The sequence below is a fragment of the Paraburkholderia terricola genome (assembly GCF_003330825.1).
In the GTDB taxonomy this organism is placed as follows: domain Bacteria; phylum Pseudomonadota; class Gammaproteobacteria; order Burkholderiales; family Burkholderiaceae; genus Paraburkholderia; species Paraburkholderia terricola.
In genome coordinates, this window is the sequence record NZ_CP024942.1 from 2,064,240 (window position 1) to 2,086,218 (window position 21,979).

The 21,979-nt window shown below is 62.8% G+C and carries 19 protein-coding genes; 14 read left to right on the forward strand and 5 right to left on the reverse strand.

From position 1 onward, the window contains the following. The first annotated feature begins 286 nt into the window (after positions 1 to 286). The 6 genes from CUJ90_RS27810 to CUJ90_RS27835 are packed head-to-tail and all read left to right on the forward strand — an operon-like array spanning position 287 to position 6,017. Complete coding sequence (locus tag CUJ90_RS27810) at positions 287 to 1,060, forward strand: outer membrane protein OmpK (protein ID WP_073427398.1); 774 nt, start codon at positions 287 to 289, stop codon at positions 1,058 to 1,060. Positions 1,061 to 1,113: 53 nt separating this feature from the next. Continuing rightward, complete coding sequence (locus CUJ90_RS27815) at positions 1,114 to 2,373, forward strand: MFS transporter (RefSeq protein ID WP_114164297.1); 1,260 nt, start codon at positions 1,114 to 1,116, stop codon at positions 2,371 to 2,373. Between the two features lie 60 nt (positions 2,374 to 2,433). Then, the gene (locus CUJ90_RS27820) at positions 2,434 to 3,492 is read left to right on the forward strand and encodes an LLM class flavin-dependent oxidoreductase (RefSeq protein WP_114164298.1); all 1,059 of its coding nucleotides are present in this window, start codon (positions 2,434 to 2,436) and stop codon (positions 3,490 to 3,492) included. Then, positions 3,489 to 4,139 carry a cysteine hydrolase family protein gene (locus tag CUJ90_RS27825; RefSeq protein WP_073427401.1) on the forward strand — a complete coding sequence of 217 codons (651 nt, stop codon included), beginning with the start codon at positions 3,489 to 3,491 and terminating at the stop codon, positions 4,137 to 4,139. Before CUJ90_RS27820 ends, CUJ90_RS27825 begins: the two co-directional genes overlap by 4 nt. Position 4,140: 1 nt before the next feature. Beyond that, positions 4,141 to 5,463 carry a zinc-binding metallopeptidase family protein gene (locus tag CUJ90_RS27830; protein ID WP_200799503.1) on the forward strand — a complete coding sequence of 441 codons (1,323 nt, stop codon included), beginning with the start codon at positions 4,141 to 4,143 and terminating at the stop codon, positions 5,461 to 5,463. A gap of 29 nt (positions 5,464 to 5,492) precedes the next feature. Further along, a complete protein-coding gene (locus tag CUJ90_RS27835; RefSeq protein WP_083081077.1) occupies positions 5,493 to 6,017 on the forward strand; it encodes a flavin reductase family protein in 525 nt (174 codons plus the stop codon). 59 nt (positions 6,018 to 6,076) lie between these two features. Here the strand turns inward: CUJ90_RS27835 and CUJ90_RS27840 are convergent, their stop codons facing one another. Next, complete coding sequence (locus tag CUJ90_RS27840) at positions 6,077 to 7,042, reverse strand: AraC family transcriptional regulator (RefSeq protein ID WP_073427402.1); 966 nt, start codon at positions 7,040 to 7,042, stop codon at positions 6,077 to 6,079. A gap of 251 nt (positions 7,043 to 7,293) precedes the next feature. Here CUJ90_RS27840 and CUJ90_RS27845 point away from each other — a divergent pair, with 251 nt between their 5' ends. Both CUJ90_RS27845 and otsA read left to right on the forward strand, forming a co-directional pair. Beyond that, complete coding sequence (locus CUJ90_RS27845) at positions 7,294 to 7,617, forward strand: hypothetical protein (protein WP_073427482.1); 324 nt, start codon at positions 7,294 to 7,296, stop codon at positions 7,615 to 7,617. A 111-nt stretch (positions 7,618 to 7,728) separates the two neighbouring features. Then, positions 7,729 to 9,165: an alpha,alpha-trehalose-phosphate synthase (UDP-forming) gene (gene otsA, locus CUJ90_RS27850; RefSeq protein WP_114164299.1), complete on the forward strand. Its 1,437-nt coding sequence runs from the start codon at positions 7,729 to 7,731 to the stop codon at positions 9,163 to 9,165. Here otsA and CUJ90_RS27855 read toward each other — a convergent pair. Then, positions 9,132 to 10,430, reverse strand: a complete 1,299-nt coding sequence (locus CUJ90_RS27855) for an L-fuconate dehydratase (protein ID WP_073427404.1) — start codon at positions 10,428 to 10,430, stop codon at positions 9,132 to 9,134. The two genes, otsA and CUJ90_RS27855, sit on opposite strands and share 34 nt — an antisense overlap. A 202-nt stretch (positions 10,431 to 10,632) precedes the next feature. Between CUJ90_RS27855 and CUJ90_RS27860 the strand changes: the two genes are divergently transcribed. The 5 genes from CUJ90_RS27860 to CUJ90_RS27880 all read left to right on the forward strand — a co-directional run bounded on the left by CUJ90_RS27860 (position 10,633) and on the right by CUJ90_RS27880 (position 16,241). Next, entirely contained in the window at positions 10,633 to 11,343 is a 711-nt protein-coding gene (locus tag CUJ90_RS27860; RefSeq protein WP_073427405.1) for a GntR family transcriptional regulator, read from the forward strand. A gap of 121 nt (positions 11,344 to 11,464) precedes the next feature. Further along, positions 11,465 to 12,946: an extracellular solute-binding protein gene (locus CUJ90_RS27865; protein WP_114164300.1), complete on the forward strand. Its 1,482-nt coding sequence runs from the start codon at positions 11,465 to 11,467 to the stop codon at positions 12,944 to 12,946. 3 nt (positions 12,947 to 12,949) lie between these two features. Beyond that, positions 12,950 to 14,104 carry a carbohydrate ABC transporter permease gene (locus tag CUJ90_RS27870; RefSeq protein WP_073427407.1) on the forward strand — a complete coding sequence of 385 codons (1,155 nt, stop codon included), beginning with the start codon at positions 12,950 to 12,952 and terminating at the stop codon, positions 14,102 to 14,104. Further along, positions 14,101 to 15,132, forward strand: a complete 1,032-nt coding sequence (locus CUJ90_RS27875; protein WP_073427408.1) for a carbohydrate ABC transporter permease — start codon at positions 14,101 to 14,103, stop codon at positions 15,130 to 15,132. Before CUJ90_RS27870 ends, CUJ90_RS27875 begins: the two co-directional genes overlap by 4 nt. A gap of 5 nt (positions 15,133 to 15,137) precedes the next feature. After that, positions 15,138 to 16,241, forward strand: a complete 1,104-nt coding sequence (locus tag CUJ90_RS27880; RefSeq protein WP_073427483.1) for an ABC transporter ATP-binding protein — start codon at positions 15,138 to 15,140, stop codon at positions 16,239 to 16,241. A gap of 64 nt (positions 16,242 to 16,305) precedes the next feature. Here CUJ90_RS27880 and gph read toward each other — a convergent pair whose 3' ends face one another. Continuing rightward, positions 16,306 to 17,043, reverse strand: a complete 738-nt coding sequence (gph, locus tag CUJ90_RS27885; RefSeq protein WP_114164301.1) for a phosphoglycolate phosphatase — start codon at positions 17,041 to 17,043, stop codon at positions 16,306 to 16,308. Between the two features lie 126 nt (positions 17,044 to 17,169). Then, positions 17,170 to 17,934: an HAD family hydrolase gene (locus CUJ90_RS27890; protein ID WP_073427410.1), complete on the reverse strand. Its 765-nt coding sequence runs from the start codon at positions 17,932 to 17,934 to the stop codon at positions 17,170 to 17,172. Positions 17,935 to 18,299: 365 nt separating this feature from the next. Between CUJ90_RS27890 and CUJ90_RS27895 the strand changes: the two genes are divergently transcribed. Next, positions 18,300 to 19,451 carry a YVTN family beta-propeller repeat protein gene (locus CUJ90_RS27895; protein ID WP_114164302.1) on the forward strand — a complete coding sequence of 384 codons (1,152 nt, stop codon included), beginning with the start codon at positions 18,300 to 18,302 and terminating at the stop codon, positions 19,449 to 19,451. A 50-nt stretch (positions 19,452 to 19,501) separates the two neighbouring features. Here the strand turns inward: CUJ90_RS27895 and CUJ90_RS27900 are convergent, their stop codons facing one another. Next, complete coding sequence (locus tag CUJ90_RS27900; RefSeq protein ID WP_114164303.1) at positions 19,502 to 21,838, reverse strand: TonB-dependent receptor; 2,337 nt, start codon at positions 21,836 to 21,838, stop codon at positions 19,502 to 19,504. Positions 21,839 to 21,979: the final 141 nt, after the last annotated feature.

Below are 21,979 nucleotides of genomic sequence, written 5' to 3' on the forward strand. Positions count from 1 at the left end.
CGCCTGCACGTAACCGATCGCGCCACCGACCGCGCCACCGATTGCGCCACCAAAAAAGTAAAAAAAGGCGCCTCGCGTGGCACCGGTCCGGGTGACCAGTCCAAGTCCTTATGCGGATTTTTGCAAGCGTGGTTTTTTATGTCTCGGTACATTTGCGCCGTGTTGAGCATAACCACTAATAACTAACGGGCCGGCGGTTCTTGTCAGATGTTTCTCACGGATTCGCTTTAATCAAATCATTGAGAAAAGATCTCTTATAAATCCGAATTTCACGGATCTAATTATCATGTTTAAAACTATTGCAACCGCATGTCTGCTTCTCGCGGCGATCGGCTCGTCTCAGTCTGTGTTTGCGTATTCCGGGGGATTTGTGAATTACCAGTCGTTCGACGTGAGCGGCTATCTGCAGGGGGGCAACAAGGTCGATCCTAAAACCACCTTCTCGCCGATTTTTGAATCGTTCGGTGACTATCGCTTTGGTGATCTCTACACCTATTCTATTTTCGAAACCTCGCTGCAGAACGACTATGCCGGCGGCGCCACGACCTACTATTACAAGCTCGTTCCGAGATTGAGCCTGGGCAAGCTGTTGGGCAAGGATATCTCTCTGGGACCGTTCAAGGATATTACGTTTGCCCAATGGATCTCCAAGACAGAGCACCAGGGCTATAACTACTTTCCCGGCATCGGCATCGATTGGCAGGCTCCTTGGATCGGCTGGCTGCGCACGATCTATTACTGGGAAAGAAATCCCGGCCTGGGCTGGAATGACCGGCGACTTCACATAGATTATGGTTTCCCGTTTTCGACGAAACTGGGCGATTTCCGGATTGTCGGGACTTTCGACCATACCTTCGGTTTGCACGGCCAGGCCGAGACGACCGATTTCAAACCGGAACTCCACTACGACCTCGGCAAGGAATTGGGCCAGCCCGGCGGGCATTTGTGGCTGGGTATCGTTCTGAATCCGATCAGGAACAAGTACAAGATCCAGAGCACGGAGTACTTCCCCACCGATCAATTCAGCTATGGCGCGCTGATCAGATACAGCTTCAATTGAAGCCCGAATGATTCGGAACGGTCTTAATTAAATATCAGCTTGCGAGGCATTGCATGAATAGCTATAGCAGAGGTTATCAGTGGGCCATACTTGCGCTATTGAGCGCGATCTATTTCATGATCACAGCGGCCACCTTCACGTCGTTGGGCGTGGTACTGCCGGACATGATCAAGGAAATGCAATGGAGCTGGTCTAGCGCCGGACTGGGGTTCACGTTACTGGGTTTGGCCTGCGGCCTGTCGAGTTATCTGCCGGCCATCTTCATCCGCCGAGTTGGCGTGCGGCCGACGTTTCTGGCCGGCACCGTCATCCTCGCCGCGGCTTTCGCGCTTCTCGCGCATTGTCACGGCCTCGCACTGTATTTCGCCGGCGCGATTCTGCTGGGCGTCGGCTTCAGCTTCGTCGCCACCGTGCCGGGGACTTACGTTATCGGCCGGATGTACAAGAATCAGGCGTTCGCGTTTGGCTTCTATTTCACGGTCGGCGGACTCGGCGGCGTCGTGGGTCCGTGGCTCGTGGTTCTGGCCGTGAATGTGCTGGGGAACTGGCGCATGCATTGGGCGTTGTCCGGCTTCTTCCTGGTGGTACTCGGGCTCCTCGCGACCGTATTGCTGCCTTCGGGTGTCCGGGAGCGCGAGCACGCCGAACAGTTGGGCAACGCGCATCGTCAGGAAGAGAACAGCTCGGTTTATCACACCGAGCAGGCATGGACGGCGCGTGAGGCAATGGGCACGTGGCAGTTTTACGCGATCGCTGCCGCCTACACCACGTTCCTGCTGGTCGGCATTACCACCAATAGCTTTGCCGTCGCGCATATCACGGATCACGGATTCAGCGCGCAGACCGCGGCCGCGCTGCTGAGCGCCGAGGCGCTGATCAATTCTTTCTCCCGTTTTATCGCGGGCCTGTTCGGCGAAAAGATCGAACCGAAGAAGATGCTGATTGCGAGCCTGTTGTTGATGGTCATCGGCACACTCGCGCTCAGCGCGGCGACTTCATTGCCGATGCTGATCGTCTTCTCGATCGGAATCGGCGCGGGCTATGGCATGACCTTTCTCGCCACGAGCGTTCTTCTGTCCAACTATTACGGACGGCTTCCGTACCTGGAGATTTTCTCCGTGGCGAATCTTATTTCGACACTCGCCTGTTTTGGTCCGTTGGTTGCCGGCCGCGTGAAAGATGAACTCGGAAGCTTCACCGGCGCGTTTTTGCTGGTCGCGATCATTCCGTTAATTATCGCGTTCGCGGTCACGCTCATGCGACCGCCCGTGAAGGGGCAGCTATTCAGCCGTAAAGCCTCTTCCGGTATTTGAGGCGCTGTTTGTCGGTAAAGCGAAGAAGCTGTTTTATTAGTTGTGGATCATAGGTGCCTAATGACATGTTCTAAAGAGTTCGGCGTTTTTCTGCCAATCGCGAAAGGCGGATGGATCATTTCGCGCAGCACGCCGGTGCTGGATGCCTCGTACCGGCAAAATCGCGAGGCCGCCATCCTCGCCGACGAGATCGGTCTGGATTTCATTATGTCGATGGCGAAATGGCGAGGTTTCGGCGGCGCCACGCAACACTGGGACGTCTCGCTCGAATCGGTCACGATGATGGCGGGGATTGCAGAGGCAACGCGTCGCGCGCGCATTATCGCCACGATGCATGCCGGCCTGCACAATCCCGCGGTTGTCGCGAAGATGATCACGACGCTCGACCAGATCAGCGGAGGGCGAGCCGGACTCAATATCGTCTCGGGCTCGTTCAAGGAGGAATTCGAGCAGATGGGCGTTTGGGACGCCTCGCTCGATCACGACCAGCGCTATGCGATGACGGCTGAATGGACCGACATCATCAAATCGCTATGGTCTGATCAACGCGTCGATTACGAGGGGCAGTTCTTCACCATCAAGGATTGCATCTCGGAGCCCAAGCCCATCGCGAATCCGCGTCCTTTCCTGGTATGTGCCGGACAGTCCGAACGAGGACTCCGGTTCAGCGTTCGCAACACCGATGCCTGCTTTATCGGTGGCAAGGACGACGCCGAGACCGGCGCTATCAGCCGGCGTGCCAAGGCGCTGGCCGAGGAGTTCGGCACCACGATCAAGACGTACTGCATGTCCACGGTGATTTGCGCGGACACGAATGCGCGGGCGGAGGCGCTCGCCCAACAGTATCGGGAGGGTCTCGATGTCGAGGCCGTGACGGGCATGATGCGCAGCTTCGGCGTGGATGTCAGCGGCAAGAACAACGCAATGGTCGAGCGGGCGAGCAATGCATTCATGACCCATACGACGATCGGCGATCCGGCCGCTTGCCACGCACAGTTATCCGCATTGCTGCGGGATTGCGAACTGGATGGCGTGATGTTGATTTTCCCCGATTACGTCACTGGGCTGACGCGCTTTGGTCAGGACATTCTTCCGCATTTGCGCGCCGAGTTCTCATGACCGCTCCTTCCATGAACGAATGGCTGGCGCCAGGCGGTGTGGCGCTCTGCATCATCGATATCCAGGTTGATTTCGGCTCGCCGGAAGGTGCGCTCGCGCAGATGGGCGTGCCGGTCGCGGACGTCGCGCCGGCCATTGAAAACGCCGGCCGCCTGGCCACGCTTGCGCGCCAGGCAGGCATCCCGGTGATCTTCGCGGGCCTGAAAACGGACCCCGCGACCGATTCGCCAGCCTGGATCAAATGGATGCGCTATCGCAACGTCGATCCCGCTTGTGCTTATGCCGTATGCCGCGACGGCTCCGGTGGCGAAGCCTTCTACCAGGTCGTGCCGGAGGCGGGCGACCAGATTGTATGGAAGCAGCGCTATAGCGCGTTTGTCGGGACCGATCTCGACAGCCGGCTTCGAGCCCAAGGCATCGACACGCTGGTGATATGCGGGTTGACCACGGAATGTTGCGTCGACTCGACGGTGCGGGATGCGTTTCAGCGAGACTGGCTGGTGGTTGTCGCGGGCGACGCCTGCGGCGCTTACCGCGATGACTTCCACCACAACACCCTCGAGGTGCTGGCGGAGAACTTTGCGGTCGTTCTCGATACGGACGATATCGTCGGTATGTGGAACGGCCGCGTCACGAAAGGATCGTAGTGTGACCTCGAAAATGATCAAGCGGCCCGCTTCAACGTTGCACCCGATTTCCGCCGAGGACAAAGCGCGCATCGAGGACGCCATCGATCCCGTTGAACTGACCGAACTGGCGCTCGAACTCGGCAATATTCCGAGCCGTTCCGGCGAGGAGGCCGCGGCGGCGGGCTATGTATTCGACTGGATGCAACGGGAAGGGCTCAAGCCTCGCGCCGTCGGGGCCACGCCCGCGCGTCCGAACATCGTCGGCGAGTATGGCGGTCGCGGCGATGCGCCCAATCTGCTGTTTACCGCGCATCTGGATACCGAAAGCCCGGCGGGCTCGGCCGCGCTCGACGGCTACAAGTACCGTCAGGAAACCGTTCAACGCAAGGAATGGACGCAGTGCTGGCTGCAGGACAATCGCCTGCACGGTTACCCCATCACGAACGACCGCGGGCCGATGAGCTGCTTTCTCATTGCCGCCAAGGCACTGCGCAAGGCCGGCATCGAACTGTCCGGCAGGCTTTACCTGACTGCCTGTCCCGGTGAGATCGGTCCCGAGCCGATCGAGGAATATCAGGGTATCGACTACCTCGGCAAGGATATCGGCGCGCATTACCTGTTCCATCATGGCGGCGTTGCGGCCGACTATGCGATTGCCGCTGAAGGGACCGACTACGGCATCACGTGGCAGGGTTGCGGCTATGTGTTGTTCCGTATCCGCTTGCTGGGCGAGAGCGCGTTCACGCCCGCGCTGACGTACAACCCGGATTGCGCGTCGCATCCGAACCCCATCTATCGAACCGGCAAGCTGATCGAAGCCTTGCACGCATGGACGGCGGACTACGAAGTGCGCAACCGGTATGAAACGGAGGGCGGCCTATCGGTTCCCAAGGTCCAGATCGATTCGATTCGAGCCGGCGTACCGCATACGTTCGGAAGCGGAAGCGAGGTATGCGCGCTCTATCTGGAAGTCGGACTGACCGCCAGGCAAACCGTCGCGCCAGTGCAGCGGGAATTGGAGCGCTTGCTGCGCTCCCTGCATCTCGGCGAGTTCGAGATCAGTCCCCTCGTTGTGCGCCACGGGTATCGGGCCGACGACGAGGCCGTCGCGCCACTCGTCGGCGCGCTTGGCTGCGCGACCGAGATGGTCCGCGGGCAGCCCCTGGCGCGGGCGGACCCGATCTATTCGAGCATGTGGCGCGACCACAATGTCTTCAACATGCACCGGATTCCCGCGGTCACGTGCGGCATTCCGCGCGTGTTGCCCACACCCGAGGACCTCGCCCGAAGCGCGCAGATTTACGCGCTTGCCGCACTCGCCATCTGCGGACGCATGGAATAGCACCTCATCCAAAGTAAGAAACCCTGACAATGAAAGACTCATCGACCCAGTCGAGTGTGCTCGCCCTGCCGCAAGGCGCGTTCAACTCGAAAGAGCAGAGTGCCGAGTGGCGCGAGACCATGGCGGACTTCCCGAGCGGCGTCACGATCGTGACCGCGATGGAAAACGGACGGCCGCTAGGCAGCACCGTGAGCGCGTTTTGCAGCCTGTCGCTTCGTCCGCGTCTGTTACTCGTATGCATGGACCTTCGCAGCCATACGCTCGCGGCGATCAATAAGTCGCACGCGTTCGCAGTCAATATTCTTTCCGATCGTGCGCAGTCTCTGGCACTGAAGTTCGGGGCGAAAGACGGCGACAAGTTCTCGGATGTGGACTACGAGATAGGGGACATGGGTTGCCCTTTGCTGACGGATTGCTGCGTGAACATCGAATGCCGTCTCGGCGCGAGCTATATCGAGGGCGATCACGCGATCCTGACAGGGCAGCCCGAGCGGATCGTGCGTGAGCCGACGCGCTCGCCGCTCGTCTACCATCGCGGCGCATTCAGGGCATAGCCGAATGGCGTTGACGGAGAAAGCCGCCCGGTGCGTCTTTCTCCGCATGACCGGCGCCTTTATACCGGTTGCTCTTCCAGCAATTGTGTCCGGTATGCGCGGGGTGAACAGCCGTATTCGGCGCTAAACGCCCGGCTGAAGTAAGCGAGATCGTTGAACCCCCAACGAAAGCAGATTTCCGAAATCGACAGCGACGCATTCGCCCTGCTCGACAAATCCTTCCTGCACTGTTCCAGCCTGCGCTTGCGGACGAACTGGCTGAAGCTCGAATTGGCCTGCGAGAAAATCTTCTGGACGTAGCGCGGCGATACGTTGTTGCGACGCGCCACCTTGTCGAGACTCAGATCGCAATCGCCCAGATGCAGATCGATCGAATGGCAGAGTTCCTGGAAATGCCTGGCATGACCGAGATCCTTGAAGCCGTTGAGCGCGGGCCGTCTTGCGAGGCAGTAAGTGAGCAATTCGGAGAGCGCCATTTCCACCGGATGGAACGACGTCTCCGTCAGACTCTCCATTTGCGCCGCCACTGAAGACAGAAAATCGGACAGGACGTGATTGATGCCTTCCTGGCGGGAAATGGTTCCGGCCTGGATCGCGAGCGGATTGAGCAGCCGCTTGTAGAACACCTCATGAGGCATCTCGACGGTAAGAATCTCGAAGTCGCTGCTCAACAGCAACTCCACGCGGTCCCCGCCGCCGGCGCCGTACAGGATGTCGCCGACTTCCAGCGCGTGCGTTTCGCCGCCGATCCGCAAGGCCGCGTTTCCTTCCAGGATCAAGGCAATCCAGAGGTTGGCGGAGGTCGTCCCGCTTGCGGGGTAATCTCCGGCGATCGCTTGCGGAGAGCCGGCCAGTTTGACGAACTGCATGCCGAGCGGGGACCGGTTGTAGCTCACCTCGCCGCGCAGGCCGTCCCTCAATGTTTCGCTGGACATCGACAGATATACCCTTTGCAGCGCATCTCGCCAGATCTGCTCCCGGTGTTCGGTGGCATAGGCGGACGTGCACAAGCTCCAACTGTTCATTGCGACCCCTCATAGAACGCTAGCCATTGCAAAGCAAATTCCGAGCCCATCAAACGGCGTGGTGAAGGGCGCTTTCCGGCGTCTTTTCAGCGAAGCCTGCCCCAGCTTCATGCGATTCGCACAACCGTGGGGCGGTGCGAGCCGTCGGCGAATTGAAGGGTAAGGCGTTTAGGCCTCGCAGGCCCATTGCCGGCCCATCGTCGGTCCAAATGGGGCTAAACTCGAAACGGGATAAATTCCCGGAGCAAATCATGATCAATGCCGACCCCAAAAGTACTTTTCGCGGCCTCCCCTTGACTCCCGAGCAAGACGCCGAAGTCAGGCATTACATAAAGAAAAAGAAGCAGCATGGGGCGCCGTGGGACACACCGGAACTGGCCGCCATGCTTCGAGACATGCTGGAGCCGCCGGGCGACGAAGACGAGGACGAAACACTCGATACCACCGTCGATGAAGCGTTGGCCGCCACCGAACGCGCGACGGCTTCCATCGACGAGTCGATGGACCCGATCGAAGCGAGCGAGGAACGACATGCCGCGATGGAAACCGAGGGCATGAAGGGCCCCAAGCGTTGAACCCGAAGCCGCATTGGCGAGTCGTAGCAGACCAGTCAGCATGATCGACCGACGGCGCGCCCTCGCTTGCGGGCGGCGGGTGCCATTTGAACCCAACAACATAAGAACCTCATGAGTCGACTAGTCGTCGTTTCGAATCGCACCGCCGATCCGCGCAAGCCCGCGGCTGGCGGCCTTGCCGTAGCGGTACGGGAGAGCCTGCAACAAACGGGCGGACTCTGGTTCGGCTGGAGCGGCAAGATTCACGAAGCGGTGGACGTCGCGACAACGGGGCAGGGCGACGTTCATGTTCAAACGGCCGGCAACGTCACGCTTGCCACGCTCGATCTGAGCCGCGAAGACCACGACACGTATTACCTCGGTTACGCCAACGACGTGTTGTGGCCGGTGTTTCACTACCGGCTCGACCTCGCGAATTTCGACACGCGCTTCGCCGCGGGCTATCGCAGGGTCAACCAGTTGTTCGCGCGGACGTTGTTGCCGCTCCTGAAACCGGACGACCTGATCTGGGTCCACGACTATCAGTTGATCCCGCTCGCGGCCGAGTTGCGCGCGATGGGATGCACCAACCGTATCGGCTTTTTCCTGCATATCCCGATGCCGCCGCCGCTGATCATGGCCGCGATTCCCGAGCACGAATGGCTGATGCGTTCGCTGTTTGCCTACGATCTGGTGGGTTTCCAGAGCGAAGCGGACCTCACGCATTTTTCTCACTACGTCGAATCGGAAGCGCAAGCGCAGCGGTTGAGTCCTGATCGCCTGCGGGCGTTCGGCCGAACGCTGCGGGTCGGCGCGTACCCCATCGGCATCGACGTCGACGACTTCATTCGTCTCGCCGATTCGAAGGAAGGGCGCGACATGTTCGCGCGCATGCGCGAGGAGTACTCGCGGCGTCGTCTGCTGGTGGGCGTCGACCGCCTGGATTATTCGAAGGGCTTGCCGCAACGCGTTCATGCTTTCCGCGAGCTGCTGACCTTCTACCCGGAAAACCGCGACAGCGCCACGCTGATCCAGATTGCTTCGCCGAGCCGCGAGGACGTCGGCGCCTACGACGATCTGCGGCGTCAAATGGACAGCCTGTGCGGCGCGATCAATGGCGATTTCGGCGAGCTGGACTGGATGCCGGTGCGCTACATTCATCGCAACGTGGCCCGCAAGCGTCTGCCGGGCCTTTATCGCGCGAGTCGCGTGGCGCTCGTCACGCCGTTGCGGGACGGCATGAATCTGGTCGCGAAAGAGTTCATCGCCGCACAAGACGCCGCCGATCCGGGCATGCTCGTGCTCTCGCGCTTTGCCGGCGCCGCGGAGCAATTGAAGGAAGCGCTGCTGGTCAATCCGTACGACACGCAAGGCACGGCGCAGGCCATTCAGCGCGCGCTAACCATGTCGCTCGACGAGCGGATCAACCGGCATGAGGCCCTGCTTCGGCGAATCCGCAAGTTCGACGTGCACTGGTGGAGCTCGACGTTTCTGCGGGCGCTGGAAGATTGCGAGTCGCAGGAAGAGGGACAAGATCAGACCCGCCACGCGGCGCCCTGCGGAAAGTGAAACTGTTCGAGCGACTCGGCTCGCATCTCGATGCTGTAGCCGGGTTGTTGCGGCGGCATATAGCGTCCGTTGCGAATCACGACGGGATCGACAAAGTGCTCGTGCAAATGGTCCACGTATTCGAGCACGCGATTCTCGAGCGACGCCGACACGCAGATGTAGTCGAACAGCGAGATGTGCTGCACGTACTCGCATAGTCCGACGCCGCCCGCGTGCGGACAGACCGGCACGCCGAACTTCGCCGCCATCAGCAACACCACGAGCACCTCGTTGAGCCCGCCCAGCCGGCAACTGTCCACCTGGCAAAAATCGATCGCCTGTGCCTGCAATAGCTGCTTGAACATCACGCGGTTATGGCAGTGCTCGCCGGTCGCCACGCCGATCGGCGCGACGCGGCGGCGGATCGCCGCGTGCCCGAGGATATCGTCGGGGCTGGTCGGTTCTTCGATCCACCACGGGTCGAACTCCGCGAGACGGCGCATGTTGGCGATCGCTTCGTCGACTTCCCACACCTGGTTCGCGTCCATCATCAGCTTGCGATCCGCGCCGATTTCGTCGCGCAGAATGCGCGCGCGCCGCACGTCCTCGTCGAGATTGCCGCCCACCTTCTGCTTGAAATGCGTCCATCCCTGCGCGACGCCTTCGCGAGCGAGGCGGCGGATTTTCTCGTCGTCGTAACCGAGCCAGCCCGCCGACGTGGTGTAAGCCGGATAGCCGTGCGCGAGCATCTGCGCTTCGCGCTCGCCCCTGGTGGCCGCATGGCGGCGCAGGATCGCCAGCGCTTCGTGCGGCGTGAGCGCGTCGGTCACATAGCGGAAATCGAGGCACCGCACCAGCGCCTCGGGGCTCATGTCCACCAGAAGCTTCCACACCGGTTTGCGTTCCGTTTTGGCCCACAAGTCCCATACGGCGTTCACGACCGCGGCGGTCGCGAGATGAATCGCGCCTTTGTCCGGGCCGATCCAGCGCAATTGACTATCGGACGTGAAGGCGCGCCAGAACGAACCCATGTCCGCGACGATCGCTTCGAGTGTCTTGCCGACGACGAGCGGCGCCAGCGCGTTCACCGCGGTCACGCAAATTTCATTGCCGCGGCCGATAGTGAAGGTGAGGCCGTGCCCCGCGAACTGTTCCGGCGAATCGGTTTCGAGCACGACGTAGGCGGCCGAATAGTCGGGCGCGGCATTCATCGCGTCGGAGCCGTCGAGCGAGCGGGAGGTCGGGAAACGAATATCCCTAACGGACAGATTCGTGATCGTGGTCATCTCAACGCCCCCAAAAAAGGTGACGGGTGCGATAGCCTGGACGGCATGCGGGACCTTGGCGGCGCAGCGCCGCCGACATGCCGATGACCAGGGTGCATACCAGGTTATACCAAGCGTTAGCACGCGTTGACAGCACCGGTTTCGGCTCCTAGCATGCTAGCATGTTAGTCACAAATCACGACCTCCGTGAGCCTTTCGATCCATGAAGTCAGCGGCTGCCGACCCCTATGGCGCACTGCAAAAACTGCAGGGTGGGGAGCGCAGCAGCTTGACCGATGCAGTGGCGGCGGCATTGCGCGAGGCTATCGTCACGCTGGCTTTGGAGCCGGGAATGATGATCGACAAGCAGGCGATCTGCGAACGAATGGGCGTGTCGCGCTTTCCGGTTTCGGCGGCGCTCGCCAGGCTGGCAACCGCCGGTCTCGTCGAGGTATTGCCGCAGCGCGGCACGCGCGTGAAGCCGATCGTGATTCACGATATTCGCCAGCATCTGTTCATTCGCAGCGCGCTCGAAGTCGAAGCCGTGCGCGGCCTCGCGTCCACCTGTTCCGAGGCAACGCTCGCGGCGCTCGCCGCCAACCTGGAGAAGCAGCGCGAGGCGGTGACCGGCGGCTTGCGCCATGAATTTCACCTGCTCGATCTGGCGTTCCACGAGATTCTGCTCGACGCTATCGACCTGCCGCGCGTCAAGGAAATCGTCGCCACGTCGCGCGGCGCGCTCGACCGCGCGCGCCAGTTGCTGGGAAGCCCCGAACGTCAGATTCAAACGCTCGCGGAGCATGTGCGCATCTTCGAAGCCATCGCGGCGCGCGACGCCGAAGCGGCGGCCCGCGCGATGCACGGTCATCTGGATCAAGTGGTGGCGGAGTTGCAGCGTTTTGCCGGCGAACGGCCCGGTTTGTTCGAGGCGTAAGCCGGGCCGTTGCGCGGATTTCGCAGAGCCCACCGGAGCGCCGCGGTCCGCACGCGCCGGGGTGTGCGGTTAGTCGGACCTTGGCCGTGGCGTAGTCAACTCGGTATGGAGGAGACAAAAAATGAAATGCATCAAACGTGCAAGCGTGGCCGCGGCTTTCGTGGTCGCGGGGTTCATGGCGGCAGGGCATGCGCTCGCCGCCGGGGAATTCCAGGGCGTCACCGTCAACGTCATGACGTTCGTGGGGCCGCAAATCGCGGAACCGCTGCAACGCCGCGCGCCTGAGTTCGAAAAGCTCACGGGCGCCAAGATCAACATTCTGACCGTGCCGTTCTCCGACCTGTATCAGAAGCTGCTGACCGACTGGGCCTCCGGCACGAACTCGGTGAACGCCGCGGTATTCGCGCCGCAGTGGATGGTCGACTACACGAAGGGCGGTTTCCTCGAAGACCTGTCCGCGCGCGTCGCTCGCGATCCGGCATTGCAGGAAGACGACGTCATGCCGTTCTTCCGCGATTTCTCGCAGCGCTTCAACGGCAAGACCTATCTGATCGCGCTCGACGGCGACTTCCAGATGGTCTACTACCGCACCGACATTCTCAAACAACTCGGCAAACAGCCGCCGAAAACGTGGGACGAGTACCTCGACATCGCGAAGGCGGCGAACGGCAAGGTATTCGGCGGCGACGGCAAACCGGTGGCGGGCTCCTGCATTTCGAAGAAGCGCAACGCGCAGGCGTACTGGGCGATCATCTCGATCGCGGGCGGCTACATTCAGTCGAAAGGCACGGCGCAAGGGGCGTTCTTCGATCCGCGCGACTTCAAGCCGCTCGTCAACAACGACGCATTCAAGGCCGCGCTCAACGTCTATAAGCAATCGACGCAATACGGGCCGCCGAACGAAATCAATCTCGACGTCGGCGACACGCGCAGCGCGTTCATTTCCGGCCACTGCGCGCTGACGCTCGATTGGGGCGATATCGGCGTGCTGGCGATCGACCCGAAGCAGTCGAAGGTGATCGACAAGGTCGGCGCGGTCATGCTGCCGGGCTCGACGAAGGTATTGAACCGTGACACCGGCAAGCTCGTGGCGTGCGACAAGAACACCTGCCCGTATGCGGTGGACGGCGTGAACCACGCGCCGTTCGCGGCATTCGGCGGCTGGTCCGGCGGCATCAACGCGAAAGCGAGCCCCAAGGTGAAGGACGCCGCCTACGCGTTTCTCTCGTACATGAGCCAGCCCGCGCAAGCCAATGTCGATGTGACGATCGGCGCGACCGGCTTCAATCCGTATCGCCGCTCGCAGTTCACGGATATGTCGATCTGGAAGAAGTCGGGCATGAGCGACGCGGCGGCGGCCTCTTATCTCGGCGCGATCAAGGCCAGCCTGCAAAGCCCGAACATGGTCATCGATCTGCGTATTCCGCAGAACCAGCGCTATGAGCAAGTGGTGCTGGACACGGCGGTGGCGCGTTTTCTCGCGGGCGAACTCGACGCCGACGCCACCATGAAGGCGATCCAGACAGGCTGGGACGAAATCACCGACGACGCCGGCAAGGACGCCCAACTGAAAGCCTACAAGGCGTCGATCGGCGCCCATTGACTCATGCAATCCTCGTCGCGCGTTTCGTCATCGGCTGCATCGCGACGCGGGTCGCGCAGGTCGGTCGCGGCCAACTGGCTCGACCGCCAGGCGCCTTATGTATTCGTGCTGCCGGCCGTGCTGCTGATTCTCGGCTTTTCGATCTTCCCGCTCGTCACGTCCGCGTATCTGTCGTTGATGCGCTTCGCGCTCGGCGAGGGCGGCTACGAACTGAAGTTCGTCGGCATGCGCAACTACGTGAGACTGTTTAGCGGCAGCCAGCAGTTTCACTTCGTCGGCGTATTCAGGCCGCCGGGCGTCATCAGCATCGCGGTAATGGCCGCCGCCGCGCTGGCGATCGGCTGGTGGCTCGTCCGCTATCTGCGCGGCGGGCAGCGCTCGGTGATCGGCGGCATCGGCCGGCTGATCGCCGCGGCGTCGCTGCTGGCCGTCGTGTGGCTTGCCGCCAATACCACTGGCGACGGCGGCGCGCTGGGCAGTTTGATGGTGACGCTCTTTTACGTGGTGTTCGGCGTGGCGCTGCAATTCCTGCTCGGCCTCGGCCTCGCCTACCTGTGCACGCTGCCGCTCAAGGGCGGCCGGTTTTTCCGCATCCTGTTCTTTCTGCCGCTGATGGTGACGCCCGTCGGCATCGCCTACATGTTCCGCATGATGGCCGACACCGCGGTCGGCCCGCTCGCGCCGCTCTGGGCATGGCTCGGCCTCGGGCAGATCGCGTGGGCGGCGGACCCGTGGCTCGCGCGCATCGTGGTCGTGATCGGCGATACGTGGCAGTGGGTGCCGTTCATGTTTCTCGTGTTGCTGGCCGCGCTGGAAGGCACGTCGCGCGATCAGATCGAGGCCGCGCAACTCGACGGCGCGTCGAGCTGGCGCATCTTTCGCGACGTGATCTGGCCGTCGATCGCGCCGGTCGCCGCGAGCGCGGTGCTGATTCGCCTGATCGAGGCGTTCAAGGTGGTGGACCTGCCGAACGTGCTGACCAACGGCGGCCCCGGCATCGCGACGGAATCGATGACGTTGCACGCTTTCATCGAGTGGCGCACGCTGAATCTCGGCAGCGCGTCGGCGGTCGCCTACATGTTGTTCTTCGTGTCGACGATCGCGTGCGTGTCGTTCTTTCAACTCGTCGTGCGGCGCGCGCGGGGGCGGCAATCATGATCAAGCGCCTGTTCGTGCCCACCAGGCTCGATGAAATCCCGATCGGCACGCGGGTGATCGCCTATGGCCTGCTGGGTCTATGGACGCTGGTCGTATTGTTTCCGTTGTACTGGATGGCGATCACGTCGTTCAAGCTGCCCATCGACGTCTCCAACGGGCCGGCCTACGTGCCGTTCGTCGACTTCAAGCCGAGTCTCGATGCGTGGCATTACATCTTTGTCGATCTCGGGCCGGACACGTATCGTCCGTACATGAACTCGCTCGTCATCGCCACGCTTTCCACGGTCGCCGCGGTGTTTCTCGGCTCGATGGCGGCTTACGCGCTCGCGCGCATCGAGTACAAACCGCCGGTGGCGGCGGTGGGGCTCGCCGTTCTCATGCTGGCGCTGGTGGTGGCCGCCGTCGGCTGGGGCGGGGTGGACCTGCGTATCGCGGTGGCCGTGTGCGGCGCGCTGTTCTTCCTGCTGCTGCGCCCGATTGTCCGGCGCGCAAGGCGTCATCTCGCCAACGACGACATCATCTTCTGGATGATCTCGCAACGCATTCTGCCGCCGGTCGTCACGGTGATTCCGATCTACCTGACCTTCAAGAGCGCGGGCCTGCTCGACACGCGCACCGCGTTGATCATTACCTACGCAACGGCGAATCTGCCGATCGTCGTCTGGCTGATGTTCGATTTTTTCGCCAGCGTGCCGAAGGAAATCGAGGAGAGCGCGCAGATCGACGGCGCGACGCGCTTCGCCATTCTGTTCGGCATCGTGGTGCCGCTCGTCGCGCCGGGCATCGTGGCGACCGGCCTGCTCGTGCTGATTCTTTCGTGGAACGAGTACCTGTTCGCACTTTTCCTCTCGACGGCCAACGCGCAGACGCTGCCGCTTCTCGTCGCCGCGCAGAACGCCACGCGCGGGCCGCAATGGTGGAACATGTCGGTGCTGATCCTGATCATGATCCTGCCGGTGATGCTGCTCACGCTCACGCTGCAGCGCTTTATCGTCAAAGGCATTCTCGTGGGGGCCGTGAAAGGATGAACGATATGCAGACGCAGGCGTCACGCTCGCCACAACACGCGAACCCGGCGGGGCAGCATTCGAAAAGCGTCTCGCTGCGCAACGTCAGCAAGTTCTTCGGCGACACGCGCGTGCTGCACGACTTGTCGCTCGACGTGCGCGCCGGCGAGTTTCTGGTCTTGCTCGGCGAGTCCGGCTGCGGCAAGACGACGGCGCTGCGCATCGTCGCGGGACTCGAATCCGCGAGCGAGGGGAGCATTTACGTCGGCGAGAACGACGTGTCGCAGCAATTGCCGCGAGATCGCGACGTCGCGATGGTGTTTCAGTCCTACGCGCTCTATCCGCATAAGACGGTGTTCGAGAACATCGCCTATCCGCTGATCGTGCGAAAGCGCGCGAAGGCCGAGATCGACGCGGCCGTGCGCGAAGTCGCGGCGAGCGTGCATCTCGAACCGCAGCTCGATCGCTATCCGCGCCAGCTCTCGGGCGGGCAGCGCCAGCGCGTGGCGCTCGCGCGCGCCATTGTGCGCCGCCCGGCGGCGTTTCTGATGGACGAACCGTTGTCGAATCTCGATGCGAAACTGCGCGGCCATATGCGCGCCGAACTGAAGCACATGCAGCACGAACTCGGCGTCACCACGATCTACGTCACGCATGACCAGATCGAGGCGATGACGCTGGCGCACCGTGTCGCGCTGATCGACAAGGGCGTGCTGCAACAACTGGACGCCCCGGCGCGGATCTACTCCGACCCGGCCAATCTGTTCGTGGCGGGTTTCATCGGCTCGCCGCCGATGAACTTCTTGCGCGGCACGCTGGCGAACAACCGCTTCGAGTCGGAAGGGCTCGCCATCGCGGCGGACGTGAACCATCAGGGGGAGGCGGTGCTCGGCGTGCGCGCGGAAGACTGCGCGCTCGTCGCCGCGGGCGAGGGCGAGTTCCGTGGCCGCATCTATTCGGTCGAGTTGATCGGCGACCATTCGCTCGTCACGGTCAACGTGGGCGAGCAACAGGTCGTCGTGAAGGTGTCGAACATGTTTGCCGGCGAAATCGGCACCGAGGTCGGCTTGCGCGCGAACCGCGAGCGGGTTTATTTCTTCGACCAGGCTTCGGGCAAGCGTATCCGCTAGCGATGACTTGCGGTTGCTCGCGCGCGTCACGCCGGGAAGCGCTTCTTTAACGCTGGCTAGCGGGCTACGTCGCGTTGGCCGAGTCCGGCAACGGCAACGGCGATGCGATCGCGTCCGTCTTTGCCTCCACGCTTCGGCCGGCAAGCAGCGCGGGCGCTTCTTCCAGCGAATCGATCAAGCCATCGCATGCGAGCGCCCCGACACCCTGCGCACCCGCATATCCGTAGCGCACGATGAACACCGGCAGAGCCGCCGCCCGCGCGGCCGCGACATCGACAGGCGAATCGCCGATCAGCACGCCGCCTTCGGGCTCGACGCCGAGCAGCCGGCAGGCGTGCCACAGCGGTTCGGGTGCGGGCTTCATCTGCGCGATCGAGTCGCCCGCGACGAGCGCATCCAGATAGCCGGCGAGGCCGGTCATCTCCAGCAGCGGCGCAGCGAGCGCTTCCGGCTTGTTGGTGACGCACGCGAGCCGGTAGCCGCGTTGCCGCAATGCGCGGAGCCCGGCTGCCACGCCGGGGAAAACGTCGCCGTGCCGTCCGTTGGTGTCGGCGTAGTGCCGATGGAATACCGCAAGCGCATGCTCGATGGCGACTCGCTGATCCAACGCGGCCGCTTCGAGCGAACGCCGAACCAGGTTGGGCACGCCCTTGCCGATAAACCCGACGACCGTCGCGAACGGCAACGGCGCGGTGCCGAGTTCGCCGAGCATGCGGCTGACGGCCTCGACGATGTCCGGCGCGGTGTCGATCATCGTGCCGTCCAGATCGACCAGCACGGCCTTGCGTTGCAGGTTCGTCATCGCTATGCGCCTCGCGGTGAATGGAGCGTGTTCGATGCCTGAGCAGCGGTCGGCGCAAGGAAAGAAACGTCGCGGCTCGCTGGCATGCCGCGCGGCATGTACGGCAGCGGAGGTCTCGGACTCATCTCACGCCGCCTCGGACACGGCGTGCCGATGCCAGCGTCGCAACGTGGCGAGGTCGACCCAGCCCGGCGTTTCATCCGGCGCGAGATGCGGAATCGGCGCATGCGGGTCGCCCAGATGAGGCAGCACGGTCAGCGCCCCGTCGAAGCATTCATGCGACGTGTATTCGCTCGGCGTCACCACGGTGGGGACGCCCGCGGCGCGCGCGGCGGTGAGGCCGTTGACGGAGTCCTCGAACGCGATACAGTCCGCGCCCTTCAGACCAAGCCGCCGCAGCACGTCGAAATAGACATCGGGCGAGGGCTTCTTCACCCGCGTGGTGCCGGCGTCGCCAATCGCGGCAAAGCGCGCGCGCCAGTCCGTTCCCAGGGGCGCGCGCAGCAGCGCGTCGAGGTTGGCCGACGTGGTGGTCGTCGCGATCGCCAGCGGGATGCCGGCCGTGCCGGCCTCGTCGATCAGGCGCGCAATGCCCGGCCGCAGCGGCACCGCGCCGTCGCGTACCCGCTCGGCGTAATGGCGCGTCTTGATCGCGTGCACGGCGTCGATCACTTCCCTCACCCTGGCGCCGTCGGCTTCCTCCAGGTCGGCGACGCGCCAGTAGTGCATCAGGCGCTCCTTGCCGCCCGCCACGCGCAGAAGCCGCGTATAGAGCGCCTTGTCCCAGTACCAGCCGAGACCCACCTCCGCGAACGCCGCATTGAATGCCTGCAGATGAACGGTTTCGGTATCGGCGAGCGTGCCGTCCACGTCGAAGATGAGCGCTTGCATGGTTCAGTCCTTGTCCGGCGACCGCGCAGCGATGACACTGCCCGGCCGATCACGCGAGGAAGAAAGCGAGGGGCGAGGGCCGGCGCAGCGGTGTGCCATGCCGAGCGCGCCGCTGCGTCAGTCCGTTGAAACACGCACCACGATAGCGGAGCCGAATGCCGATTTGAATTCAGAGATTCTTTGAACTCCGATAACTCATGCTTTGGGTGGACGCGCGCGGCGCTTTTCGCGGGGTCGCCGCCCGCGTCGCGTCAATTCGGGAAATTCTCCCGCCCTTGTCCGTTGTCAAACGATCCCACAATGGGCTACTTTGCCTGGATGACGCGGGCTTTCGCGGCGCAGCGCTTTCACCACGGAGCACAACAATGCTGGAGACACGGTTTGCCATCACAACGCCACGACGCCGTTCGCTCGTTCTCATCGCCGCGCTCGCGGCCGCGAGCATCGCGCATGCCGCGCCGCTCGCCTATGTGACGAGCGAGAAGGCGGGCGTCGGCGTGATCGATCTGGACCAGATGACGCTGACCCGAACCTTTCCGGTAGGCGCGGACGGCCCGCGCGGGCTGAGCCTGAACGCGGACGGCACACGGCTTCTGGTGGCCAACAAGAACACCGGCGATCTGGCGGTGATCGACACGGCCTCGGGCGAGGTGGTGCGGCGCGTGAAGATCGGCAAAAATCCCGAGTTCGTCCGCGTGCACAACGGCTATGCGTACGTGACCTATGAGCCGGGCGAAGAGGGCGGCCCGCCGGGAGGCGGGAAGCCAGCCGACAAGGCGGGTGAAAAGCCCGCCGAAAAGCCCGCCGACAAATCGGCCGGCACGCCAGGCGAAAAGCCGTCAGGCAAGCCCGCCGCCGACGATGACGACGACGCCAACAAGCCGCCCGCGCAAATCGCGATCATCGATATGAAGACATGGCGCATGGTGCGCTCGGTGACGAGCGGCCACGAAACCGAGGGCATCGAGTTTTCGCGCGACGGCAAGACGATACTCGTCACCAACGAAGGCGACGATACGGTATCGGTGTACCACGCCCGCACCGGCGCGCCGATCAAGACGGTGAAGCTCGCCGCGGGCGGGCGTCCGCGCGGCATCCGTTTGTCGCCTGACGGCAAGGACTACGTGGTCACGCTGGAATCGCTGAGCAAGCTGGTGGTGATCGATGCACGCACGCTGAAGGTGGTCAAGACGGTCGATACGAAGCTTGGGCCTTACGGCGTGGCGTTCGGCCCCGAGGGCAAGCGGCTCTTCGTCGCCGCGTCGCGCGACAAGACCTTGCAGGTTTTCGACGGGCACAGCTACGAGCATGTGGCCGACGTGCCGGTCGGCCAGCGCTGCTGGCATTTCAGCTTCACGCCCGACGGCGCGAAACTGCTGCTGGCGTGCGGCCGTTCGGATTCGGTCTATGTGCTCGATGCGCAGAGCTACCAGCCGATCAAGCAGATCGGCGAGTTGCCTCTGGCATGGGGTATCGTCACCTATCCGCATGGCGACGGCTCGATCGAATCGAAATGAGCGAGCGCTAATCCTGCAATGAGCGTCCGGCGGACGCTCATTTCTCAGCGCTATTTCCACGCATACCGCAAACCCATCCACACGCCGCGCGGCGCGCCCGGCCCGACGAACTGCTCGTTGACCGCGCTCGCGCCGTCGAACGTATGGTTCGGTCCGTTGAAGAAATTTTCCCCGAGCGTGCCGAAGCTCGCATAGCGCTTGTCGAGCAGGTTCGTGATGCTCGCGAAAACCTGCAACTGCTTGGTCACCTGGTAAGACGTGTCTAAATCGATCAGCAGATAGCCCGCGAGCTTGCCGTTCACATCCTGATTGTTCTCGTCGCCCTGCGCGTAGATGCCGCCGCGCCAGGTCAGGTTCGCGCCGACGTTCCATTTGGACGTGGCCGCGTAGTCGAGTTGCAGCTTGATCGTGTTCGCGGGAATGCCCGGAATGTGATTGCCGGACTTGACCGTGATGTTGCCGTTCGCGTCCGCACTGGAATTGCTCGGGCTGTGTTCGGTCCACGTCGACCGGTAGGTCGCATCGACGTAGCTGTAGCTCGCGGTAACGGCGAGCGGCCCGAACTTGCTGTGCCCCGAAAGCTCGGCCCCTTGCCGGCGCGTGCGGCCCACGTTCTGAAAAAATCCCTCGGTACTCGACGCGCCGTTGCTGCTGATGAACTGGATATCGTTGTCGAGCGTGGTGCTGTAGACGGCGGCGCTCCAGGTCGTCGCCTGGCCCACGCGCCCTCGCGCGCCGATCTCGAAGGTCCTGGAGATCACCGGTTCGAGCGACGGGTCCGACACGAAGTCGTTCGGCAGCGAGCAGGGCGCGGCCGGATCGGCGCAGGCCAGTTCGATGGCGGTGGGCGAGCGCATGCCTTCGTTGTAGGTCGCATACGCGGTGAACGCGGAGCTCGGATTCCAGTTGATGCCCACGGCCGGATTGAAGCGCGAAAACGTATGGTGACCGTTCAGTTGCGGCTGCGTGCCGCTCGAATCGCCGATGGTGGCGTCGGCCCAGTTATAGCGGCCGGCGAGCGTCAGCGACCACTGCCTGGTCAGCGACAACGTATCTTGCAGATAGATCCCATAGTTGCTGTTGTGGGTTTTCGCCGCGGTTTCCTGCGTGAAATCGCCGAGGCCGAGCGTCGCGCGTGAATCGGTGAAGGCGGCCTCTTGCGACGCGGCGACGTAGCGCGAGTTGGCAAGATCGGCCGAGACGCCCGCGACGAACTGGTTTTCCATGCCGCCCAGCTTGCCGAGCAACGTGAGTTGCAGGCTCGCGCCATAGCTTTCCGTCGTGACCGATGATTTGTCGTTGGTCGCCTGCACGGTGTCGATATTGCCGTCGTCATCCACCGAGCCGAAGCCGCTATTCACGTTGCTGCTGAGGTTGCTGTTGCGGAAGTGCCGGTAATAGAGGCTGCCGCTCAACTCCACGTGATCGTTGAAGTAATGATCGCCCGAAAGCGTCACGTAGCCGACCTCGTTCACGTTCTGGTCGGGGTAGGTATAAGGCTGCTTCGGGTTGCCGAGAAAGGAGCGCGGAATGGTTTGCGCGCCGTGCAGATCGTTGTCCGCGCCGCCGGCGGAGAACGACAGGGTCGTGTCGGCGTCGGTGTAGCGCAGCTTGCCGAACGCCTGGCGCACGCGGCTCGCGTTCTGTTCGGCCCAGCCGTTGTCGTTCGCCACGCTGCCCGTCACGTAGTAGTCCAGGTTGGCGCCGAGGGTGCCGCCCTGTTCGATCTGCGCGGTCTTGCGGCCCCATGAGCCCAACGCCACTTCGGCCTCGCCGCCGGGGCTGGTCTTGCCGTTCTTCGTGCTGATCGAAATGGCGCCGCCGAGCGTATTGAATCCATAGGTGGGATTCGAGCCGGGAATCAGTTGAATCGTATCGATCGCCTGCTGCGGAATCAGGTCCCAGTTCACCACGTCGCCGAACGGCTCGTTCACGCGCACGCCGTCGACGAACACAGAGAGACCCTGCGGCGTGCCGAGCAGCGGCGACGCGGTGAAGCCACGATAGTTGATGTTCACCTGATACGGATTGCCTTGCGCGTCCGCGATATCGACGCTCGGCAGATTCTTCGCGAAGTAATCGGTGAGCGTGCTGCGATGCTGCTGGTCGAGCTCCTGCGCGCGGACCGTCTGCACGTTGGCGGGCACCTGCGAGAGCGGCGTGCCGATGCCGAGAAGCGGCGTGGTGCCCACCACGACCACGGGCGCGAGCGTGACGTCGGCGCTCGCCTGGTCCGGCTTGGCCGCGGCGGCGGAGGCCGCCACGGCAGGCTCCGCCTGCGCCCACGCGGTGACGCTCAGACCGGCGAGCGCGCCGCCGAAACCCAGGGTCAGGCCGATGCGTCGTCGCAAGCGGACCGTGCGGCGCGAATGGAACGGCATGTTCATGATTTGTCTCCTGCCGGGTCGATGCGCTATCGTGACTGGCGTCGCTCATGCGGGCGATGCGTCGGGCACGTAGCGCTTTCTCATGGTGTGGAGAAAAGCTTCGCATACCGGGGCAACGCGGGCCCGGGAGCTTTTCCCGAT